The following is a 17,332-nucleotide window of genomic DNA, read 5'->3' as shown; positions in this document are numbered from 1 at the left end:
TCGCGATCGGACTGATTCTGACCTGGTGGCTGCCGCGCCGGCTGATGCGCCGGATCGGACCACTGTCCGATCCTCCGCCGCACTGGCCTGCCCCAGGCCCGCCGGTGCTGCTCGGCCGGCCTGAGCTCGTCGAGCCGTTCACTGTCCAGTACCTGGGCAAGCCGCACATCGTGATGCCGCGCGGCGCGAGGCGCCGACCCGCAGCTGAGATCGCGGCGGTGTTGCAGCACGAGAGCGCGCACGTCGCCGCCGGCGACGTGCGCCTGGTGTGGCTGGTTCGTGGGCTGCGATGGGCTTTGCCGATTGTCGCCGTGCTTCCGGTTCTCGTGACCACGATCGCGGCGCTCGTCGGGCGTGACCGTTCGGTGCTGGGCTCATTGATCAGCTGGATCTGGCTGGACTACGCCGCCCGGGTCGCTCTGCTGGCCGTGGCCGCGTGGATCATTGCGGCACGTATCGGCCGAGCTCGGGAACACGAGGCGGACGCGCACGCAGCGGCCGACGGCGCGGGTCCCGGCTTGACCGCCATGCTCGAGCGGGCCAAGGCCCGACCAACTTTGCTGCGGGAGCGTCTGGCCGGGACGCATCCCACCCCGCAGCAACGACTGACCTACCTGGGCACCCGGACACCACCGGCTGTACTCGGCCGTCTTGACGAGTTGGTCGCCGGAGCCCTCGCGGTGACCGTGATCACGGCCTCCTATCAGGTGACAACGCCGGCGTTCACCAACACGCCGGTAGCTGGTTGGACCCTGGCGATTGACGCCACCCTCGCCGGTCTGATGTTGGCGGTGGCGTGCGGTCCGGCATGGTGGCACCAGCCGCCCCCAGACTCGCGGGCACCCTGGTGGCACCGCGCGGGCGCATACCTGACAGTCCCGTTGGCTGTGCCGATCGGGCTGTACATCGGAGTCAATCGCACCGGCGCCACGTCCGACGGCCCGTACGGCACCTGGTGGGTGCTGGTCACTCTTCCCCTGGCGACCGCCGGGGCGACTGTGATCTGCGTGTCGTTGGCCCGGGCGTGGTGGCGTGCCGAGGGCGTAGGCGGATGGATGGTGCCGATGCTGGCGACCACGATCCTTTATGGACTCGCGTTTTGGATCGGCACAGCCTCATCGGTGTACGTGCGGTTGTTCAAACCGTCCGAATATCTGATCCTCGCGACGAGGGCGGCATGGACCGGGCCCCTCGCGGTCGCCGCCGTACTGGGCTGCGTGTTCGCTTGGCGTCTCCGTGGGACCACGGTGTCGCGGATCCCACCGCTGATCGTCCTGCTCTCCGCTGGCGCCGCGGCCGCAGCGTCCTGCACAGTACGCCTGCGAACGGTATCGCCCATCGAGGCGGACGAGAAGGCCGCGGTCCAACTGCTCGACATGTGGTCAGCGGCCGGAGCTGGCCTGGCCGTGCTCCTGGCCATCCTCATAGCAGGAGCCAACGCGGTGCCTGACATCCTGCGAGCGGCGCCACTGGCCACCACTCTCACCTTTGTGGCGATCTACATCCGGTGGGCGACAATCTGGACCGACCCACTCGAAACGGCCCGTCGTTTCCTGGTGACACCGCTTGCGGTCCTGGCCGTGTCCTTCCTGCTTCTCGCCGCGTTCGTACCCCTGCTATCGTCCCGAACCCGACCCCTGCATCGAACGGTCCTGTACCTGCTTCCACCACTGTCGGCCGGGATCGCCGCAGCCTTGACCACCTTGCTGATCAACTACGCAGGTCTGATGGACTATCACGTCCTGCTCGCCTTCGGGTAACGGCAGGAGGCATCGGCAGCCGCGACGTAGTCGACCGCCGCGTCAACTCGGTACGACGGTAGTCACTACATGGCGAGGATGACGGTGGTCGTTTCGTTCGGCAGCCGTTGAGGACTTCGGCGAGCGGGACGAGGTGGCCGACGTCCAGGCCGCGGGCGCTGAATCAGTACTCGGACGAGGTTGAAATGGCCGACCGACGGCGTCCGGCATGGGTGGACGAGGCAGGCTGCGACTCGGTGAACCGGTCCATGAGAGATGGTCGGCCTGCTCCGTGTTACGGCGTGGGGGGTCGTTGCGGGGAGCGGAGTACGAGCAGGGTGATCTCGCTGGGGGCGAAGACGCGGAACGGCGGGCCCCAGAAGCCGGTGCCGCGGCTGGTGTAGAGGAGGGTCCGGGTGCCGTGGCGGCTGAGGCCGGCGACGGCGGGCTGGTCGAGGCGGACGAGGTGGTGGAAGGGCCAGATCTGGCCGCCGTGGGTGTGGCCGGAGAGCTGGAGGTCGATGCCGTCTGCTGCCGCCCGGTCGACGAACTTGGGCTGGTGGGCCAGGAGCAGGACGGGCAGGTCGGGGTCGGCGCCGTGCAGGGCTCCGGCGAGGTGGGCGCGGTGGCCGGCGAGGCCGGAGGACTCGGCGGTGACGTCATCCACGCCCGCGACCACGAGGGTGTCGCCGCCGCGTTCGAGCAGCAGATGACGGTTGCGCAGCGGCTCCCAGCCCAACTCGTCCATCAGGTCGACCCAGCCCTGGGCCTTGCTGTAGTACTCGTGGTTGCCGGTGACGTAGACCCGGGCCCGGGTGGCCCGCACGGTACCGAGTGGGACGGCCTGGGCGCGGCGGCGTTCGGCCGTGCCGTCCGCGATGTCGCCGGTGTGGCAGACGAGGTCGGCTTGCAGCGTGTTCACCGTCTCGCATACCCGCGCCGACCAGCGAGTGCGGTCGAGCGGGCCGTAGTGGGTGTCGGTGATGAGGACGACGCGGAGGCCGTCCAACCCGGCGCCCAGGCGCGGAAGCTGCACGTCGAGCTGGCGCACGCGTGGCACCCGGCGGGCCTCGGCGTACCCCCAGACGAGCAGCACGGCGGCTGTGCCGAGGACCGCCCAGGTGACGATCCGGGCCCGGTCCTGACTCTCGCCCACGCCGGTCACGGTCAGGGCCAGGCGCAGCAGGACGCCGAGCAGAACGGACCAGGTGAACAGAACCCAGCTGGTCCCAAGGAGGGTGTCTCCGATGATCGCCGCCCGGTCCTGCTGCCGTCGGCCGTGGCCGCGCACCATCGCGAGCGGCATACCGACGAGGCCGAGGGCGAACAGGGCGGTGCCGCCCAGCGCCACGGGGAGCGACCAGTGCTGGCCAGCGTGCAGCAGCAGCCAGCAGGGCACGGTCCACAGCAGGACGGGGGCGATCAGGGGGAGGTAGCGCATCAGGCGGTGCAGTCGCGTCCGCTGGGTCTCGTGCGCTGCACTGTCGTCGGATCGGGCTTCGCTGGTGGCGGTCACGCTTTCTCTCCTTAAGTCAGAGCCGCACGCAAACGCTCCACCAGCGGGTTCAGTTCGCCCGTGTTGGCGCCTCGTAGTGCCTTGAAGTAGGCGGGCCGGCCGGCTGTGAGGTCGGTGGCGACGCCTCTGCGGCGGAGTTCGAAGGCCGCCTGTTCGAGGATAATCCGGGCCAGGCGACCGTTGCCGTCCGGGAACGGCATGATCGAGACGAATTCGTGGTGGAACCCGGCTGGCGTGTGGAGAACGACCTCCCGGTCGGCTCCTACGGCTTCTGCTTACGCGTGTCGCCACCTGTCGAACAGCCAGGCCAGTGCTTCCTCGATGTGCTCGGACGGGACTCCGGCATGGAGGAAATCGCCATCCAAGTCCACAACGCAAGTCTGCATTGCTCGTACCCGGCCGCCACGGACTCGCGGCCCGACAATTGGGCTGCTTCACTCGGTACTGGGGAGATTTTCGAACCTGGCGGCGTGGAGCAGCCTGAGCAGTGAGCTGTCGAGCCTGGCCACGGTCGGGAATAGCCGCTGATACGGAGGATCCCAGCGCACAGACGTTCAGCGACGACCTGCCCAAGTCGCCAGGGATTGATGCTCGAGTCTCGGCAGAAGCCCGACATCTCGGTTGAGAAGGCTCAGTTGAGCCTGCATACACTGCGCGCGGCTGAGTGCCACATCACTCCGTATTCCGTGCCGTCTTGATGTACGTCCCCAGCTGCTGTCGCCCTGGGGGTGCCTGGGGTTCGGCCGATCTGTTGGGCAGCACCACGTCGGACGCGGTGGTGGCGTCGGTGCCTGGCATCGGGGAATCGTTCATGCCAGGGTGACGTGCATGCCGCCCTCGGCCAGGACATCGAGGAGTTCGGCGAACAGGTTGTAGGGCCGGCCGTCCGGTGTGAGGGTCCGGGACAGGTGTTCGCGTGCGGTCGCGGCCTCCCGCCAGAGCAGGGTTGCGGGGGCGGTGTAGCCGAAGGTGCCGCGCAGGCAGTCGTCGAGGGCGTCGAGGCAGCCGCCGAAGTAGCCGCCCGGACCGTTCACCGCGTCGCCGAGTGCCAGGTAGAGGCCCGGTACGTCGGTGATGGGCCGACCGGCGAGTTCATAGGCATGATCAGCGGGCCGGTCATGGTGGGTACGCCGGCAGGCCCGTTCTCGGACGAGATCGAGCCAGGCCCCGCGGCGGCGGGTGTCGAGCCCGGCCCAGGCACCCAGAGTGTCCGGCGGCCCGGCGAACCAGCGCTCCCAGATGGGCCGGGCGTATTCGGGAACGGGCGTGAAGAGCTCGCCGTGGAGCTCCAGGTCGATCAGATTCGTCCCGTAGGGGGATGGGCGCCAGGTGCTGACTTGGGCCCACAGCAGTCGTTCGGTGAGCGGCTCGCCCCGGTCGTCCTGTATCTCCAGGGCGGCCTCCTCCAGATCCAGTGCCCGCCGGGTGCCCTTTGTCAGTGCTGCCCGCAGCCGATCCCCCTGGGCGAGCCCCTGCAGGACGAGCGGGGGCGCCACCTGCTGCTCGGGCGGCAGGACACGGGCGAATTCCCGGCAGGAGCCCAGCCATCGGTGCCCGTCGTGCACTCGGACGGGACCCCTGTGCCCCTCGGGCGGACCTTCGTAGTCGTCCAGACCGGTGAGTACGAGGCTGTCTGTCGCGAGCAGTTGCCCTACGCTCTCCGCGTCCTCCAGCAGCCAGGGCCCGAGTGCCTCGTCTTCCGGCACCAACCACACCCGGCTGCCGGCCCAGCCGTGCACCTCCGCTCCTTCGCCAACCCAGCCGAACAGCTCGTATGTCCCACGCAGGGGTTCCCCGAACAGCCCCTCCGCCTCGGCGCAGACGCCCCAGGCATGGCCATGCTCCGTCCCGGTCAGCGTGTATCGTGCCCGCCCGTGATCGTTCTTGTCCTCATGCACGGTGGAAATCATGCCCGGACCCGGCTTTCGAGGCGCAGCCCTTTTCCGCACGGCAGGGGCGAAACGTTGGGCTGCCAAAGTGAAGTGCGGTCCGTGCTCGCCACGCCGTAGCGTCCTGGGATGAGCAGCTTCAACACGCACCGGAGACGGGTCTACGACGAGGGCCTGCCCGCGCGTGTCCGGCATACAAATCTGCGGTCCTGCCTCGTCCACTTCGTGCCCTACGGCTTTCGAGCCACCTACCACCACCTCTGCGTCAGCGCGGGGATTCCCAAGGATCTGGAGAAGGATCCGAGCTCGCTGATGCGCGCCGTCGAGGAGTTGCACCATGCCCGACAGCTCTGGCTCGCCGATGAACGTGCCTATGCCTGCAGTCGCCGAGCGGACAAAGCGCGTGGCATTCGGCAGGTGAAAGCAGACGAGTCCTGGCGAGACCGGCAGCGTGGGTGGGGGAACATCGCCTACTGTCCCGAGCCGACAATCCATCCCGACGAGCCGCTGCCAGTGGTCGTCGGGCGGGTACTCCGGTCGTCGGTCCCGCCCGATGAAGCTCCTGCCCTGACGTGCCGTGTATGCGAAAGCCGGGACAACACCAGCGCCTGGCACGACGGCGTCTACCGGATCCATCAGCTGTGCAGGGAATGCAGGGTCAGCCTCGCGGTGCAGCGGGCCGACGCGCCCGACCCGCTGTTGGCGGCCGATCACGCCCGCCGGTGGAAGGAAATCTGGAGGCTGCGCAACGAATCTCCTGGCAACCCGAGCTGAGTTGGGTGTGGCTCCTCTGTAGCGAGCTGGTGATGCCGTGCGCCGTTGCCGTTCGTGGTCGGACGGCGGATCGTCGTGTCCCAGGACGTCGCCTTGGAGGCGGCGATGGTGTCGTGGCTGGAGGAACTCGGGCGAGGGGTGTCCGTCAAAGCGCATCAAGCCCAGGGGTGACTGGTCTCGCGCAGGGGTGGAGTGAGTAACAGCTTGGACTCGTGCCCCCTGGCCTGTCTGGGCACCGGCATGCTCGGGTCATGGGGAGACGCGACGGGGTGCGGAGTGGAACGGCCAGAGGGTGTCTGTTCAACGGTTGTCTGGCTGTGCTCGTGCTGCTGTTTGTGTGCATCATCGGACTGTGGATCCGGGTGGCCACGGCGGATGACCGCGCCGAGGGAGAGGCCCGCGCTGATATGCGGAGTGGTGCTGAGACTCGGCAGGAAAAGCTCGTCGGGGCGGCGGCCGACGGTGTGCTGGACGACAGCGAGATCGCTCGGGTTTTCCCTCAGGGAAAGCCGGCTCAGGGCCTGGTCAGGATCGAGCGCCACGGTCCCGATGTCATAGTGACGGCAGAGCTATTGGGCGTCGGGCCGGGGGTCCTCCTCACCAGCGAGACATATATGACAGGGTGCTTCACCTTCACCGTCACACCGGACGGGCGCGGCCATCGGAGGTCCGAGGTCACCATCAGGGAACTGGCCGTAGAGAACGAGCCGCAGTCCGCGTGTACGACGGCAGGGGTGCCGTCTCCCAGCGTCTTCCCGAGCCACTGAATGAGGGATGCGGCTGGGGCGATCAGCCGAAGCGTTGACCCGGCAAACCACCGTGATCAGCAACGATCCATGCCGAGGGAGCTGGAGAAGAGCAACACCCGTGCAATTTCAGCTGCCACAGCCGTACTGCGCGATCCGCGCTGCTGGTTGAACTGCACCGGGATCGGTGGAGGGGGTGCCGTTTAGCGGCGTTCTGGGCATGACTGCTGTCGGGGCGGCTGTCGGCAGTGCGTTGTGGGACGGCGCGGTTGTTGCAGCTCCGGATGGGGGCGGTCGATGACGGTTGAGGAGCTCGTGGCGGCAGTTGTCGCTTTGGCGATCGTGTCTGCGAAGAGGCTGGGCGCTGGTCTGGCGGATCGTGCGGTGGAGGGTGTGGAGCAGTCGGTGGCCGACCGGCTGGGGCGGCTGTACCGGTGGATCGTCGGACGGTTGCCTGGTGAGGAGGGTGCGGCCCTGGTCGAGGAGGCGGGTCGTTCTTCTGCTGCACAGGCTCAGCTGAGACGGCGGCTGGTACTGGCTCTGGGTGAGGATCCCGTAGGCGTTGAGGAATTGCGGATGCTGCTGTCGCCGCACGCGCTGGCTCTTCTTTCGGAATCGTTCGGTATCCCGCGTCAGTTGCCGCCGGCGCTGGCGGATTTCACTGGGCGCGGCCAGGAGGTGGCGCGGCTGGTGGAGGCTGCTGAGCGTCCTGGCGGGTGCAGGGTGTGTCTGGTGCACGGGCCGGGTGGGATCGGCAAGACATCTGTCGTGGTGCAGGCTTCTCACCAGCTGATGCAGTTTTTCCCCGACGGTCAGCTCTTCGTCGATCTGAACGGGGCGGAGGAACGTGCTGCTGCGGTGGGCGAGGTCCTTGGCGACTTCCTAGCGGCTCTGGGGACACCGCGCGGAAGAATCCCCGATGATGTGGCCGGGCGGACACGGCAGTTCCGTACGGAGTTGGCCGATCGGCGTGTCCTGATCGTCCTGGACAACGCGGCCAGTGAACAGCAGGTAGGTGCGCTGATTCCGGGTGGGTCTTCGTGCGTTGTCCTGATCACCAGCCGACAGGCCCTTGCCACGCTGGCCGTTGATGAGCGCGTCGCTTTGCCGGGGTTGGACGAGGGCGCCGCCTGGGACTTGTTGAGACGGATCAGCGGCCCGGACCGGGTGGACGAGGACCCTGAAGCAGGCCGCGCTGTGGTCGGTCTGTGCAGCGGGCTCCCGCTGGCCCTTCGTATCGCGGGAGCGCGGCTGGCCACCTTTCCCGCGCGTACCTTGGACTCGTTCGCCCGCGATCTGGCCGACGACCACCGGAGGCTGGATGTGCTGAGCCTGGGCGAGCGCAGCGTACGGGCGGTCTTCCGCGCCGGTTATGAGGCGCTCCCGTCGTTGCAGCGGCGTGCGTTCCGGCTGTTGTCGGCCCTGGACGCACCCGACCTGCCGACGTGGGCGCTGTCGCCATTACTGGACGTAGGCGCTGATGCGGCTGACGCGTGCCTGGAGGGGCTCCTGCTGGCTCATCTCGTGCAGGCTCGCCGCGGCGAAACGGGCGGCCAGCGGATCGTTCTGCATGATCTCACGCGCGGTTTCTCCAAGGAGATGGCGGCCGAGCAGCCGGAGGACGAGGCCGACAGCGCCGTGCGGCGTCTGCTCGGTGCCTTCCTCAGCGCGGCCGATGCAGCCGACTTGCAGCTACGGCCGGCAGGTGCCCGGCACAGCGGTCGTGACGGGGCAGTCCGTCGTTGCCCGCCGGAGGACGCCGTGGCAGGCGACGTGTGGGAGGCCGTCCATTGGTTCGAAGCCGAGCGTGCCGTTCTGGTGGCAGCTGTCTCCCACGCTCACGCTCGGGGGTGGTGGGAGCTGTGCTGGGAGATCACCGATGCGATGAGTATCGCTCTTGAGCATCAATGGCGCTGGGACATCAGCGGTCAGGTCCACGGGCTCGCTTTGGACGCGGCCGACCGGCTGAGGGATGGCCAGGCCAGTGCCGCCCTGTTGCGCAACCTTGGCGAAGCCTTGCGCGATGGCGGCGATGACCTGGACGGGGCCGCAGAGTGCTTCAGCGAAGCGATCGCTCTCTTCCGCAGCTCAGGTGACGCACACGGCGAAAGCGACGCCCTGGGCAACCTGGGAATCCTGCAGCGCCAGCGGGGCGCACTGCGGGAAGCCGAGCGAACGCTCACCGCGGCCGAGCTGCGCTTCCGGGCCCTGCCACTGGAGCGCGGGCTGGCCTGGACCCTGCGGGAAAAGGCGGTGATCAGCCGGCACCACGCTCGATACACCCAAGCCCTCGCTCAACTCGACGAAGCCCAGGCTCTGTTCGCTGCCAACGAGGAAATCCGTGGCGTCGGCTGGATCCTGCGCACCCGCGCCGATACCGAGAAGGAGAGCACGACGGGCGGCTGCCCGCTCCCTCGCCGCTGGTATGGAGGCCCTTGGCCCGGATGCCCCGCCACGAGTCGTCCTGCACAGGATCCGCGATGGGCCGCGGCCCGCACCCACTACGAGGACGCTGCTCAAATCCTGCACGCCGTCCGGGACCACCGCGGGCACACCTGGGTCACTTTGGGGCTGGCAGACATGGCCCTCTATGAAGGCGACCACACCGCCGCAGAACTGATCAGGCGTGCGCTCCAGGAGACCGACGCCTGCGGCGACCATCGAGGCCACAGCAGGGCATTGACCCTCCAAGCTCTGCTGCTCGCCGAGGCAAACCGCCTCAGCGACGCCATCACGCTGGCAGAACAGGCCCTCGCCACTTTCCGCGACCACGCCGGCGCCGCTCAGGCCAGCTTCCGCCTGGCCCGCCTCTACGGCGCCGCCGGCCGGCACCAAGACGTCCTCCGCACACTGCAGCAGTCCCGCACCCATCACCACGCCGCCGACATACCTTTTCCCGCCCTTGCCGACCCCGAACTCGCCAAGAGCCTCACCCACCCCGTGCCCCGCGCCCGGCGCTTCCGCCGGCCTCAGTGAGTTGAATACACAGATCCGCGAGGCCATCAGGAAACCAGCTCACACGTAGCCGGCAAGACCGCTCCCGTATCCGGAGACCCGTCCGGGGCACCTTGGCGCGGTCCCGACCTGAGACGCATCCGCTTTTCGATAACAGGACTGGCCTGGAGAAACTCGTCCCGGACGCTCAGCGACGGTGAGGGACGGCTCGCGTCGGTGAAGCGCTCTGCGGTGGCCGGTCAGTGTCTGCGTAGGCCGGCGCCTCGGTGTCGCCGGGCCGCGTAAGCAGCTGCCGCAGCGAGGGAGGTGCAGGCCAGGGCCGTGCCCAGGGTCCGCTCGAAGTCGGCGGGGCCGGTGCTGCCGCCGATGCCGCCCTGGACGCCGCGGGTGGGCAAAGGCGTGGGCGTCGTCGTGCTGGTGGTGCTTCTGTGGGGCAGGGTCTCGCAGGCGATGCCGTCGTCCGGCCCTTGGTCCTCGTCCAGCCGGTGGGGGTCGCTGGGGTCTCGGTTCAGCTCTGCCTGTGCGTCTTCCTGGAAGGCGAAGTCTCGGCAGTCCAGATCGGGTTGGGCATGGGCCAGGCCCGCCGAGGGGCCGGCGGCGAGGGCAACCGTCACTGCGGCGACGAACGCGGTGCGTATCCGCATGGGTCATTCCTTTCGGTTCGGTGGCCTGCACGACCGTCACAGCGACCTTATGGAGATGACGCCGGCCCGGCGCGTGGTGCTGGGCCGAACGGACACGGATCGGCGTTCGCCCAGGACGGAGCCCGGGGCGGCTGCCAGCCGGTGGCCGATCGGGGACGATGTCGTACTGACTGAGAAGACGACGATCCGCTTGGAAGCAGTTGCTGCTCCTGACTCCTGGTGCGGGCCCTGTTTCAGAGGCCGGCGAGCTGGCGGTCCTGGTGTCTGCGTGGGCTGACCACGGCCTCCAGTTGGGGTAGCTCCCCTGTCGCAGCGCAGTTGTGCTGTCGAATTTCGGCCAAGTTGCGGTGAACGTGTGCGGACGTAGGCGGACGTCCACGGACTGACGCGAACACAGTGAGAACTACTGAGACTGAATGGGACTGGCTAGGTTCAATCCACGATGGGTTACCTGCTTCGTTTCGCGGGCCACACTGCATCCATGACGAGCTTTCAGCAACGGAAAGCAATAGGTGACGCGCATGAGCGGCACGTCGCCGAGCAGCTCACCGAGCGAGGGTGGCAAGTCGACTTCTGGGGCCAAGGGCAGCTGAGCCGGGCGCTTCAATGCGCGCTCCGGAAGAGCGACAGTTCCATTCGCTGGTTCCCGGATCTCATTGCGGCGAAGGCCAAAGACCTCGTACTGATCGACTGCAAGGGCGGCGTTACCAGCAGGCGAACGGGCCGACATGCTGTCGAACGCGCGGCCGTGCTGGCGCATTTGCAGCTCGTTGCCTGGACGCAGCTGCCGGTCTACTACGTGTTCGATGGCCTCGATGCGTGGTCGCCGTACGACGTGCTTGTCGCGGGACAGAAAGGGCCGCACAGCATTGCGGGATCGGGCGCCCCGTACTTTCTGATCTCTGCCCAGGGAGCCCGTCGCTTCGATGACCTGTTCGGCACGCCGGACGTCGCCCAGGTGGGTATTGCCTCGTAGTCCTGGTCGTTACTCGCTCGGCCGCCTTCAAGTCGGCGATGCGGGACAGCAGCGTCACGCCGGCCGCACCCAACCGGCTCAGGGATCTTTCTGATCTTGCTGTGTCCTGCCGTGCTTTCAGGTGTCTCGGCGTATGGATGGCACCCTCCGCCCAGCTCCGACTGGGCACGATCGAGATTCGATGACGTGGCCTTGCGTCCGGCAGATGGCATGTGCCCAAGACCCGATGACGCAGGACGCTGGCAGATCGGTCGGCGGGCCAGAATCTTCGGGTTGGGATTCGAAATTTCGTTCGGAAATGACTGCGGGGATGAGGATCGGAAAAGTTCTGGAATCAGGGTAGGTAGGCCCTCCTGCCTGCTGTCTTCCTTCCCTGAGTCCGCGTGTGACCCATCCGGCCGCCTCTCCTGCGAAGCCCGTTGTCAGTGGCGGCCTCTACGGTTCTTTTGTGGCCGCCACGGAATGTCCGTGCACGGCTATGCGGGCGTGGGCGTCGGCCGTGTGGGGCGTGCGTTTTTCGCCGCTGGCGAGAAATACCGTCATGCGCGGTGGGGTAGCGAGGGGCAGGATGCATGGAGTTGGACTACGACCGTCTGGTCGCGTTGCGGAAGCAGAGCTCCGCGTGGCGGCTGCTGACGGCCGGTAACGCGGCGCTGATGTTGAGCTTCTTCAACAAGGTGTTCGTCGAGCAGGGGGCGCGCTCGATTGCCGGTGCGGAGCTTGTTGAACGGCTGGACGACGAGTTGTTCGCGCTCAATGAGCGGCTGGGGCGGACCACGTTTCCCCAGTCTGCGAAGGCGTATCTGGATGTCTGGTCGGCGCCGGAAAACGGCTGGCTGCGCAAGTATTACCCGCCGGATTCGGACGAGCCGCACTTTGACGCCACGGCTGCGGTGGAGAAGGCCATCTCGTGGATCCGGTCCCTGGAGGAGCGCTCGTTCGTCGGTACCGAGTCGCGCTTGAACACCATCTTCGATCTGCTGCGGCAGATGACGTTCGGGGCCGAGACCGACCCCGATGCGCGACTGGCCGAGCTCACCCGGCGTCGGCACGAGATCGACCAGGAGATCGAGCGGGTTGAGGCCGGCGAGGTAGATGTGCTGGACAGCGCGGGGCTGCGGGACCGATATCAGCAGATGACTGCGACCGCGTCCGGGCTGCTGGCCGACTTCCGCGAGGTCGAGGCGAACTTCCGGGACTTGGACCGCGACCTGCGGAGCAAGATCGCCGCGTGGGACGGGGCCAAGGCCGGACTCCTCGATGAGGTGCTGGGCAGTCGCGAGAGCATCGCCGAGTCGGACCAAGGCCGGACCTTCCAGGCGTTCTACGACTTCCTGCTCGCCCCGAGCCGACAGGACGAACTCAAGACGCTGCTGGCCGAGGTCGAGACCATGGAGGCCATCGGCGAGCCCGACCCGAGGATGCGGCGCATGCCCCGGGATTGGCTGGAGGCCGCCGAACGCACCCAGGGCACGGTGCGGCAGCTCTCGGACCAGCTGCGCCGCTTCCTGGATGACCAAGTGCGCTCGGAGGACCGCCGCGTCCTGCAGTTGGTGCGCGGGATCGAGTCCCGGGCCCTGGCCCTGCGCGACGTTCCCGGTGCGGATCTGATAGCTGAGCTCGACGCGACGGCACCGGCCATCGTGCTGCCGATGGAACGGCCCCTGTACACGCCGGTGGTCAAGGCGCCGATCGACAGTACCGGTATCCAGGCGGGCGACGAGGAGTTCGCCGCTGACGTCCTGTTCGAGGCGGTGTACGTGGATCCCGCCCGGCTCACGGCCGCGGTCCACCGCGCTCTTGGCACCCGCACCCAGGTCTCCCTTGCCGAGACGCTGCGCGAGCACCCGCTCGAGCAGGGGCTGGCCGAACTCGTCGCCTACTTCGCCCTCCCGGACGACGGGTTCACCACAGTCTTCGACGACCACCGCCAAGAAGAGATCACCTGGATCGGCGGGGACGACGTCCGGCAGGTCGCCACCGTGCCCGTGGTCACCTTTGCCCGCACCAGCCCCGGTGTTGCCTGGGCCACGAGCCAGAAGAAGGAGGGGCGATGACCACGCCTTCCACCCCCACCGCGCAGCCATCCCACACCCTGTCCTTGCCGGTCAACCAGTTGCTCAAGGGGCCGATCTTCCGCGACCAGCACGAGCGGGCCTGGGACGCACTGCTGTACATGAGTGCCCGCGTCAAGGACTACGTCGAGGTCATGGGTCTGCGCGTGGTGATCGACGAGGTGGAGGGCTACGCCTTCCTCCAGTCGAAGCCCGACGCCGAAGACGAAGTTCACGATCCGCGTACGAGGCCGCCGCGGCTGATGCCCCGCCGGTCGCTGTCCTACCCGGTCAGCCTCCTGGTCGTGCTGCTGCGCAAGCGGCTCGCCGAGTTCGACGCGGGCGCCGACGGCACCCGGCTCATGATCACCAGGGACGAAATCGTCGAGATGATCCGCACGTTCCTCCCGGCCGGCACCAACGAGGCGCGCCTGGTCGACCAGATCGACGGCCACATCAACAAGGTGGTCGACCTGCAGTTCCTGCGGCGCGCCCGCGGCCAGGAGCAGCTGTTCGAGGTGCAGCGGATCATCAAAGCCTTCGTCGACGGGCAGTGGCTCGCCGACTTCGAAACGAACCTGGCCCAGTACGCGGCCTCCCACACCCCCCAGGAGAAGCAGCAGTGATTCCCGCCCAGTCCGGCCCCGCCGGCACGGCCACCTCCACCGACCTTGCCGCGGCCGGGTTCCGGCTGGAGCGCCTGGAGGTCTACAACTGGGGCACGTTCGACAAACACGTGTGGTCGTTCGGCCTCGGCGGCGCCAACGCACTGCTGACCGGAGACATCGGCTCCGGCAAGTCCACCCTGGTGGATGCGATCACCACCCTGTTCATGCCCGCCCACAAGATCGCCTACAACCGTGCGGCCGGCGCGGAGAGCCGCGAGCGCAGCCTGCGCTCCTACGTCCTGGGCCACTACAAGTCCGAACGCAACGAAGAGACCGGTACCACCAAGCCGGTGGCCTTGCGCAAGCCCGGGAACTACTCGGTCATCCTGGGGGTGTTCCGCAACCCGGCGCTGGAGTCGACCGTCACGCTGGGACAGGTGTTCTGGTTGGCCGACGCCAACGCCACCAGTCCGGAGCGGCTGTTCCTCGTCGCCGACCGGGCTCTGTCCGTCGCCGGCGACTTCGCCGACTTCGGCACCGAAGTGCGGGCCCTGAAGAAGCGCCTCGACGCCGACGATGTCCGCGTGCACAAGACGTTCCCGCCCTACAGCAAGGACTTCCGGCGCCGCATGGGCATCGAGTCCGAGCAGGCCCTGGATCTCTTCCACCAGACGGTGTCGATGAAGTCGGTGGGCAGCCTGGACGACTTCGTGCGCAGCCACATGCTCGAACCATTCGACGCGGCCGCCATGACCGACAACATCGTCAGCCACTTCGACGCCCTGACCACCACTTACAAATCCGTTCAGCGGGCCCGCGCCCAGATCGAGGCCCTCACCCCGCTGCTCAAGGACTGCCACACCTACGAGGGCCTGGCCGCGCGGATCGAGGAGGCCGAGGCCCAGCAGGCCGCCCTGCGGTACTTCATCGCCGAGCGCACCTCGGTCCTGCATGAGGCCGAGCGCACCGACCTGGAACGGTCGCTGGCCCGCCTGGACAGTCAGATGAAGGCAGCGAAGGACGAGCTGGAGCGGCTGCGGGGCCAGGAGCGCCGGTGGGAACTGCAGCGTGAGGGCCTGGGCGGCGGGCGGCTGGGCGAACTGGAGCGCCAGATCGAGGAGACGGAGCGACTGCGCACGACACGGGACAGGCGCGCCCGCGAGCATGCCCTCCTGCTGGAACAGGCCGAGTTGGCCCCGGTCACTGATCAGGCCCAGTTCACCGACCGCCTGGAGGAGATCTCCCGGGCCCAGCACGACGTCGCCGCGGGCAAGCAGGAGTCGCTCACAGCCCTGGAGACGCTCGCGGTCGACGCCGATCGCCTGCACCAGCAGGCAGAGGACCTCAACAAGGATCTGGTCAGCCTGCGCTCGCGCCGCAGCAACGTCCCTCGCCGGCAGCTGGAGGTACGCGCCCGCCTGTGCCGCGAACTCGGCATCGAGGAGAGCGCCTTGCCGTTTTCCGGCGAACTCATCCAGGTGAGCGACGGGGAACAAGCCTGGGCCGGCGCCGCCGAGCGGCTGCTGCGCGGCTTCGCCCTGTCCCTCCTCGTCCCTGGCGATCAGTACGCCCGCGTCTCCGAGTGGATCAACAACCACCACCTGGGGACGAAGCTGGTCTACTTCCGCGTCCCCGACAAGCTCCCGCCCCGGCGCCCCCAGGCAGCCCCTTCGGCCGCACTGTTCGCCAAACTCGAAGTACGCGACGACTCATCCTTCGCCCCGTGGGTGGCCGGTGAGCTCGAACGCCGTGCGTCGCACACCTGCGTGCTCACCCTGGAGGACTTCCGGCATGCCGAACTGGCCGTCACCGCACAGGGACTGATCAAGGGAGCGCGGGGCCGCCACGAGAAGAACGACAGCACCCGCATCGACGACCGCAGCACCTACGTGCTGGGCTGGACGAACCAGGCGAAGATCGATGCCCTCGTGGACCAGGCGGGCCGGGTCCACGCCGCCCAGCGCGAGATGGCCGGCAAGAAGCGCGGCCTGGAAGCCGCCCACGAGGACTCCATCAGCCGCGACAAGGTCCTCGACCGGCTGGCGGCGATGCGCGACTACAGCGAGATCGACTGGACCTCCGCTGTGCGGCACATCACCGAGCTGGCCAAGGAGAAGCAGCGCCTTCAGGCCGACTCCAAGGACCTGGACGAACTCACCCGCCACCTGGAGGAGATCGCCGTCGAGATCGGAGAGCAGGAAGCCGCCTACGAGAAGGCGAACCAGAACTGGGGGAAGGTGTCGGGCGAGCGGGACACGGCCATCCACGCCCGCGATGCGGCCCGCGCCGTACTCGATGAACCGGCCGCCGCCGATGCACAGGCCCACTCTCCGGCCCTCGAACAGCGCCTGGCCACCGCCCGGTTGACGTGCCGTACCGCGCAGGAGTGCGGCCAGACCGAGACCCGGCTGCGCGAGGAGCTGACAACTCAGAAGAACCGCTGGGGCAAAGAGCAGACCCGCCTCGCCCAGGCGATCGCCTCCCAGATGGGCACCTTCCGCACCAACTACCCGGCCGAGACCAACGAGCTCGATGACTCCGTCGCCTCCGCCGGTGGCTACCGCGCCCTGCACCAGCGGCTCGTCGCCGACGACCTGCCTCGCTTTGAGGATCAGTTCCGCACGTATCTGAAGACCAACGTGATCCGCGAAGTCGCAGGATTCCATGCACAGTTGAACATCTGGGCCGATGAGATCGGCGAGCGCATCGCCACCATCAACGAGTCGCTGGCCGGCATCGACTACAACCCGGGCCGCTACATCATGCTCAAGCCCGAGCAGACCCCGAACACCGAGATCCGCGAGTTCACCGCGGAACTGCGAGCCTGCACCGACGACGTCCTGTCGGGCGACGATTCCGACCTGTACTCCGAAGAGAAGTTCCACCAGGTCCAGCGCCTGATCGAACGCTTCAAGGGCCGCGAGGGGTACACGGATGCGGATCGTGCCTGGACCAAGCGCGTCACCGACGTGCGCTACTGGTTCGTCTTCAGCGCCAGCGAACGGCGCCGCGAGGACAACTCCGAGTACGAGGTGTACTCCGACTCCGGCGGCAAGTCCGGCGGGCAGAAGGAGAAGCTCGCCTACACCATCCTGGCCGCCTCCCTCGCCTACCAGTTCAAGCTCGACACCACCAGCAACAGGAGCCGCACGTTCCGGTTCGTTGTCATCGACGAAGCCTTCGGCCGTGGCTCGGAGGAATCCGCCCGCTTCGCCCTGGACCTCTTCAAGCGCCTCGGCCTGCAACTCCTCATCGTCACGCCCCTGCAGAAGATTCACGTCATCGAGCCCTACGTTTCCGCCGTGGGCTTCGTCGACAACCCCACCGGACACCACTCCCGCCTGCGCACCCTGACCATCGCCCAGTACCGCCAAGAACGCCTCGCCCACACCCTGGCCGCCCTGCAGCCCGTATCCGGACAGGTGAGCTGA

At 67.8% G+C, this 17,332-nt stretch carries 12 protein-coding genes and 1 pseudogene; 8 read left to right on the top strand and 5 right to left on the bottom strand.

Annotated elements, in window-relative coordinates:
* Nucleotides 1–104: 104 nt before the first annotated feature.
* Entirely contained in the window at nucleotides 105–1,760 is a 1,656-nt protein-coding gene (locus tag OG734_RS08205; protein WP_330286806.1) for a M48 family metalloprotease, read from the top strand.
* 274 nt (nucleotides 1,761–2,034) lie between these two features.
* Here OG734_RS08205 and OG734_RS08200 read toward each other — a convergent pair whose 3' ends face one another.
* The 4 genes and pseudogenes from OG734_RS08200 to OG734_RS08185 form a co-directional block, all read right to left on the bottom strand.
* The gene (locus tag OG734_RS08200; RefSeq protein ID WP_330286805.1) at nucleotides 2,035–3,255 is read right to left on the bottom strand and encodes a metallophosphoesterase; all 1,221 of its coding nucleotides are present in this window, start codon (nucleotides 3,253–3,255) and stop codon (nucleotides 2,035–2,037) included.
* A gap of 11 nt (nucleotides 3,256–3,266) precedes the next feature.
* Nucleotides 3,267–3,500, bottom strand: a pseudogene (locus OG734_RS08195) (Fic family protein); the annotation flags it as partial.
* A gap of 427 nt (nucleotides 3,501–3,927) precedes the next feature.
* Nucleotides 3,928–4,053: a hypothetical protein gene (locus tag OG734_RS08190; protein ID WP_330286804.1), complete on the bottom strand. Its 126-nt coding sequence runs from the start codon at nucleotides 4,051–4,053 to the stop codon at nucleotides 3,928–3,930.
* Between the two features lie 11 nt (nucleotides 4,054–4,064).
* Nucleotides 4,065–5,165, bottom strand: coding sequence for a barstar family protein (locus OG734_RS08185; RefSeq protein WP_330286803.1), 1,101 nt, complete (start codon nucleotides 5,163–5,165; stop codon nucleotides 4,065–4,067).
* Nucleotides 5,166–5,273: 108 nt separating this feature from the next.
* Here OG734_RS08185 and OG734_RS08180 point away from each other — a divergent pair, with 108 nt between their 5' ends.
* From OG734_RS08180 to OG734_RS08170, 3 genes are all read left to right on the top strand, one after another.
* Nucleotides 5,274–5,918 (top strand): hypothetical protein, encoded by a 645-nt coding sequence (locus tag OG734_RS08180; protein WP_330286802.1) that lies wholly within the window; start codon nucleotides 5,274–5,276, stop codon nucleotides 5,916–5,918.
* Between the two features lie 251 nt (nucleotides 5,919–6,169).
* Nucleotides 6,170–6,685, top strand: a complete 516-nt coding sequence (locus tag OG734_RS08175; protein ID WP_330286801.1) for a hypothetical protein — start codon at nucleotides 6,170–6,172, stop codon at nucleotides 6,683–6,685.
* A 276-nt stretch (nucleotides 6,686–6,961) separates the two neighbouring features.
* On the top strand, nucleotides 6,962–9,640 hold the full coding sequence (locus OG734_RS08170) for an ATP-binding protein (RefSeq protein WP_330286800.1): 2,679 nt from the start codon (nucleotides 6,962–6,964) through the stop codon (nucleotides 9,638–9,640).
* Between the two features lie 218 nt (nucleotides 9,641–9,858).
* On the opposite strand, the gene OG734_RS08165 is transcribed toward OG734_RS08170, so the two are convergent.
* Nucleotides 9,859–10,263, bottom strand: coding sequence for a hypothetical protein (locus OG734_RS08165; protein WP_330286799.1), 405 nt, complete (start codon nucleotides 10,261–10,263; stop codon nucleotides 9,859–9,861).
* A 481-nt stretch (nucleotides 10,264–10,744) separates the two neighbouring features.
* Between OG734_RS08165 and OG734_RS08160 the strand changes: the two genes are divergently transcribed.
* The 4 genes from OG734_RS08160 (at nucleotide 10,745) to OG734_RS08145 (ending at nucleotide 17,332) form a co-directional block, all read left to right on the top strand.
* Nucleotides 10,745–11,239, top strand: a complete 495-nt coding sequence (locus tag OG734_RS08160; protein ID WP_330286798.1) for a hypothetical protein — start codon at nucleotides 10,745–10,747, stop codon at nucleotides 11,237–11,239.
* Nucleotides 11,240–11,811: 572 nt separating this feature from the next.
* On the top strand, nucleotides 11,812–13,296 hold the full coding sequence (locus tag OG734_RS08155; RefSeq protein WP_330286797.1) for a DUF3375 domain-containing protein: 1,485 nt from the start codon (nucleotides 11,812–11,814) through the stop codon (nucleotides 13,294–13,296).
* Nucleotides 13,293–13,919 (top strand): DUF4194 domain-containing protein, encoded by a 627-nt coding sequence (locus OG734_RS08150; protein ID WP_055524872.1) that lies wholly within the window; start codon nucleotides 13,293–13,295, stop codon nucleotides 13,917–13,919. Before OG734_RS08155 ends, OG734_RS08150 begins: the two co-directional genes overlap by 4 nt.
* Nucleotides 13,916–17,332, top strand: a complete 3,417-nt coding sequence (locus OG734_RS08145) for an ATP-binding protein (RefSeq protein ID WP_330286796.1) — start codon at nucleotides 13,916–13,918, stop codon at nucleotides 17,330–17,332. The genes OG734_RS08150 and OG734_RS08145 overlap by 4 nt, the downstream gene beginning before the upstream one ends.

The organism is Streptomyces sp. NBC_00576, from assembly GCF_036345175.1.
In the GTDB taxonomy this organism is placed as follows: domain Bacteria; phylum Actinomycetota; class Actinomycetes; order Streptomycetales; family Streptomycetaceae; genus Streptomyces.
This window is presented reverse-complemented; position numbering and strand designations above follow the sequence as displayed.

Excerpts from the sequence above, each read along its gene's own strand:
- OG734_RS08190 (WP_330286804.1), bottom strand. The coding sequence starts at position 4,053 with ATGCCAGGCACCGACGCCACCACCGCGTCCGACGTGGTGCTGCCCAAC.
- OG734_RS08185 (WP_330286803.1), bottom strand. The coding sequence starts at position 5,165 with ATGATTTCCACCGTGCATGAGGACAAGAACGATCACGGGCGGGCACGA.
- OG734_RS08180 (WP_330286802.1), top strand. The coding sequence starts at position 5,274 with ATGAGCAGCTTCAACACGCACCGGAGACGGGTCTACGACGAGGGCCTG.
- OG734_RS08175 (WP_330286801.1), top strand. The coding sequence starts at position 6,170 with ATGGGGAGACGCGACGGGGTGCGGAGTGGAACGGCCAGAGGGTGTCTG.
- OG734_RS08170 (WP_330286800.1), top strand. The coding sequence starts at position 6,962 with ATGACGGTTGAGGAGCTCGTGGCGGCAGTTGTCGCTTTGGCGATCGTG.
- OG734_RS08165 (WP_330286799.1), bottom strand. The coding sequence starts at position 10,263 with ATGCGGATACGCACCGCGTTCGTCGCCGCAGTGACGGTTGCCCTCGCC.
- OG734_RS08160 (WP_330286798.1), top strand. The coding sequence starts at position 10,745 with ATGACGAGCTTTCAGCAACGGAAAGCAATAGGTGACGCGCATGAGCGG.
- OG734_RS08155 (WP_330286797.1), top strand. The coding sequence starts at position 11,812 with ATGGAGTTGGACTACGACCGTCTGGTCGCGTTGCGGAAGCAGAGCTCC.
- OG734_RS08150 (WP_055524872.1), top strand. The coding sequence starts at position 13,293 with ATGACCACGCCTTCCACCCCCACCGCGCAGCCATCCCACACCCTGTCC.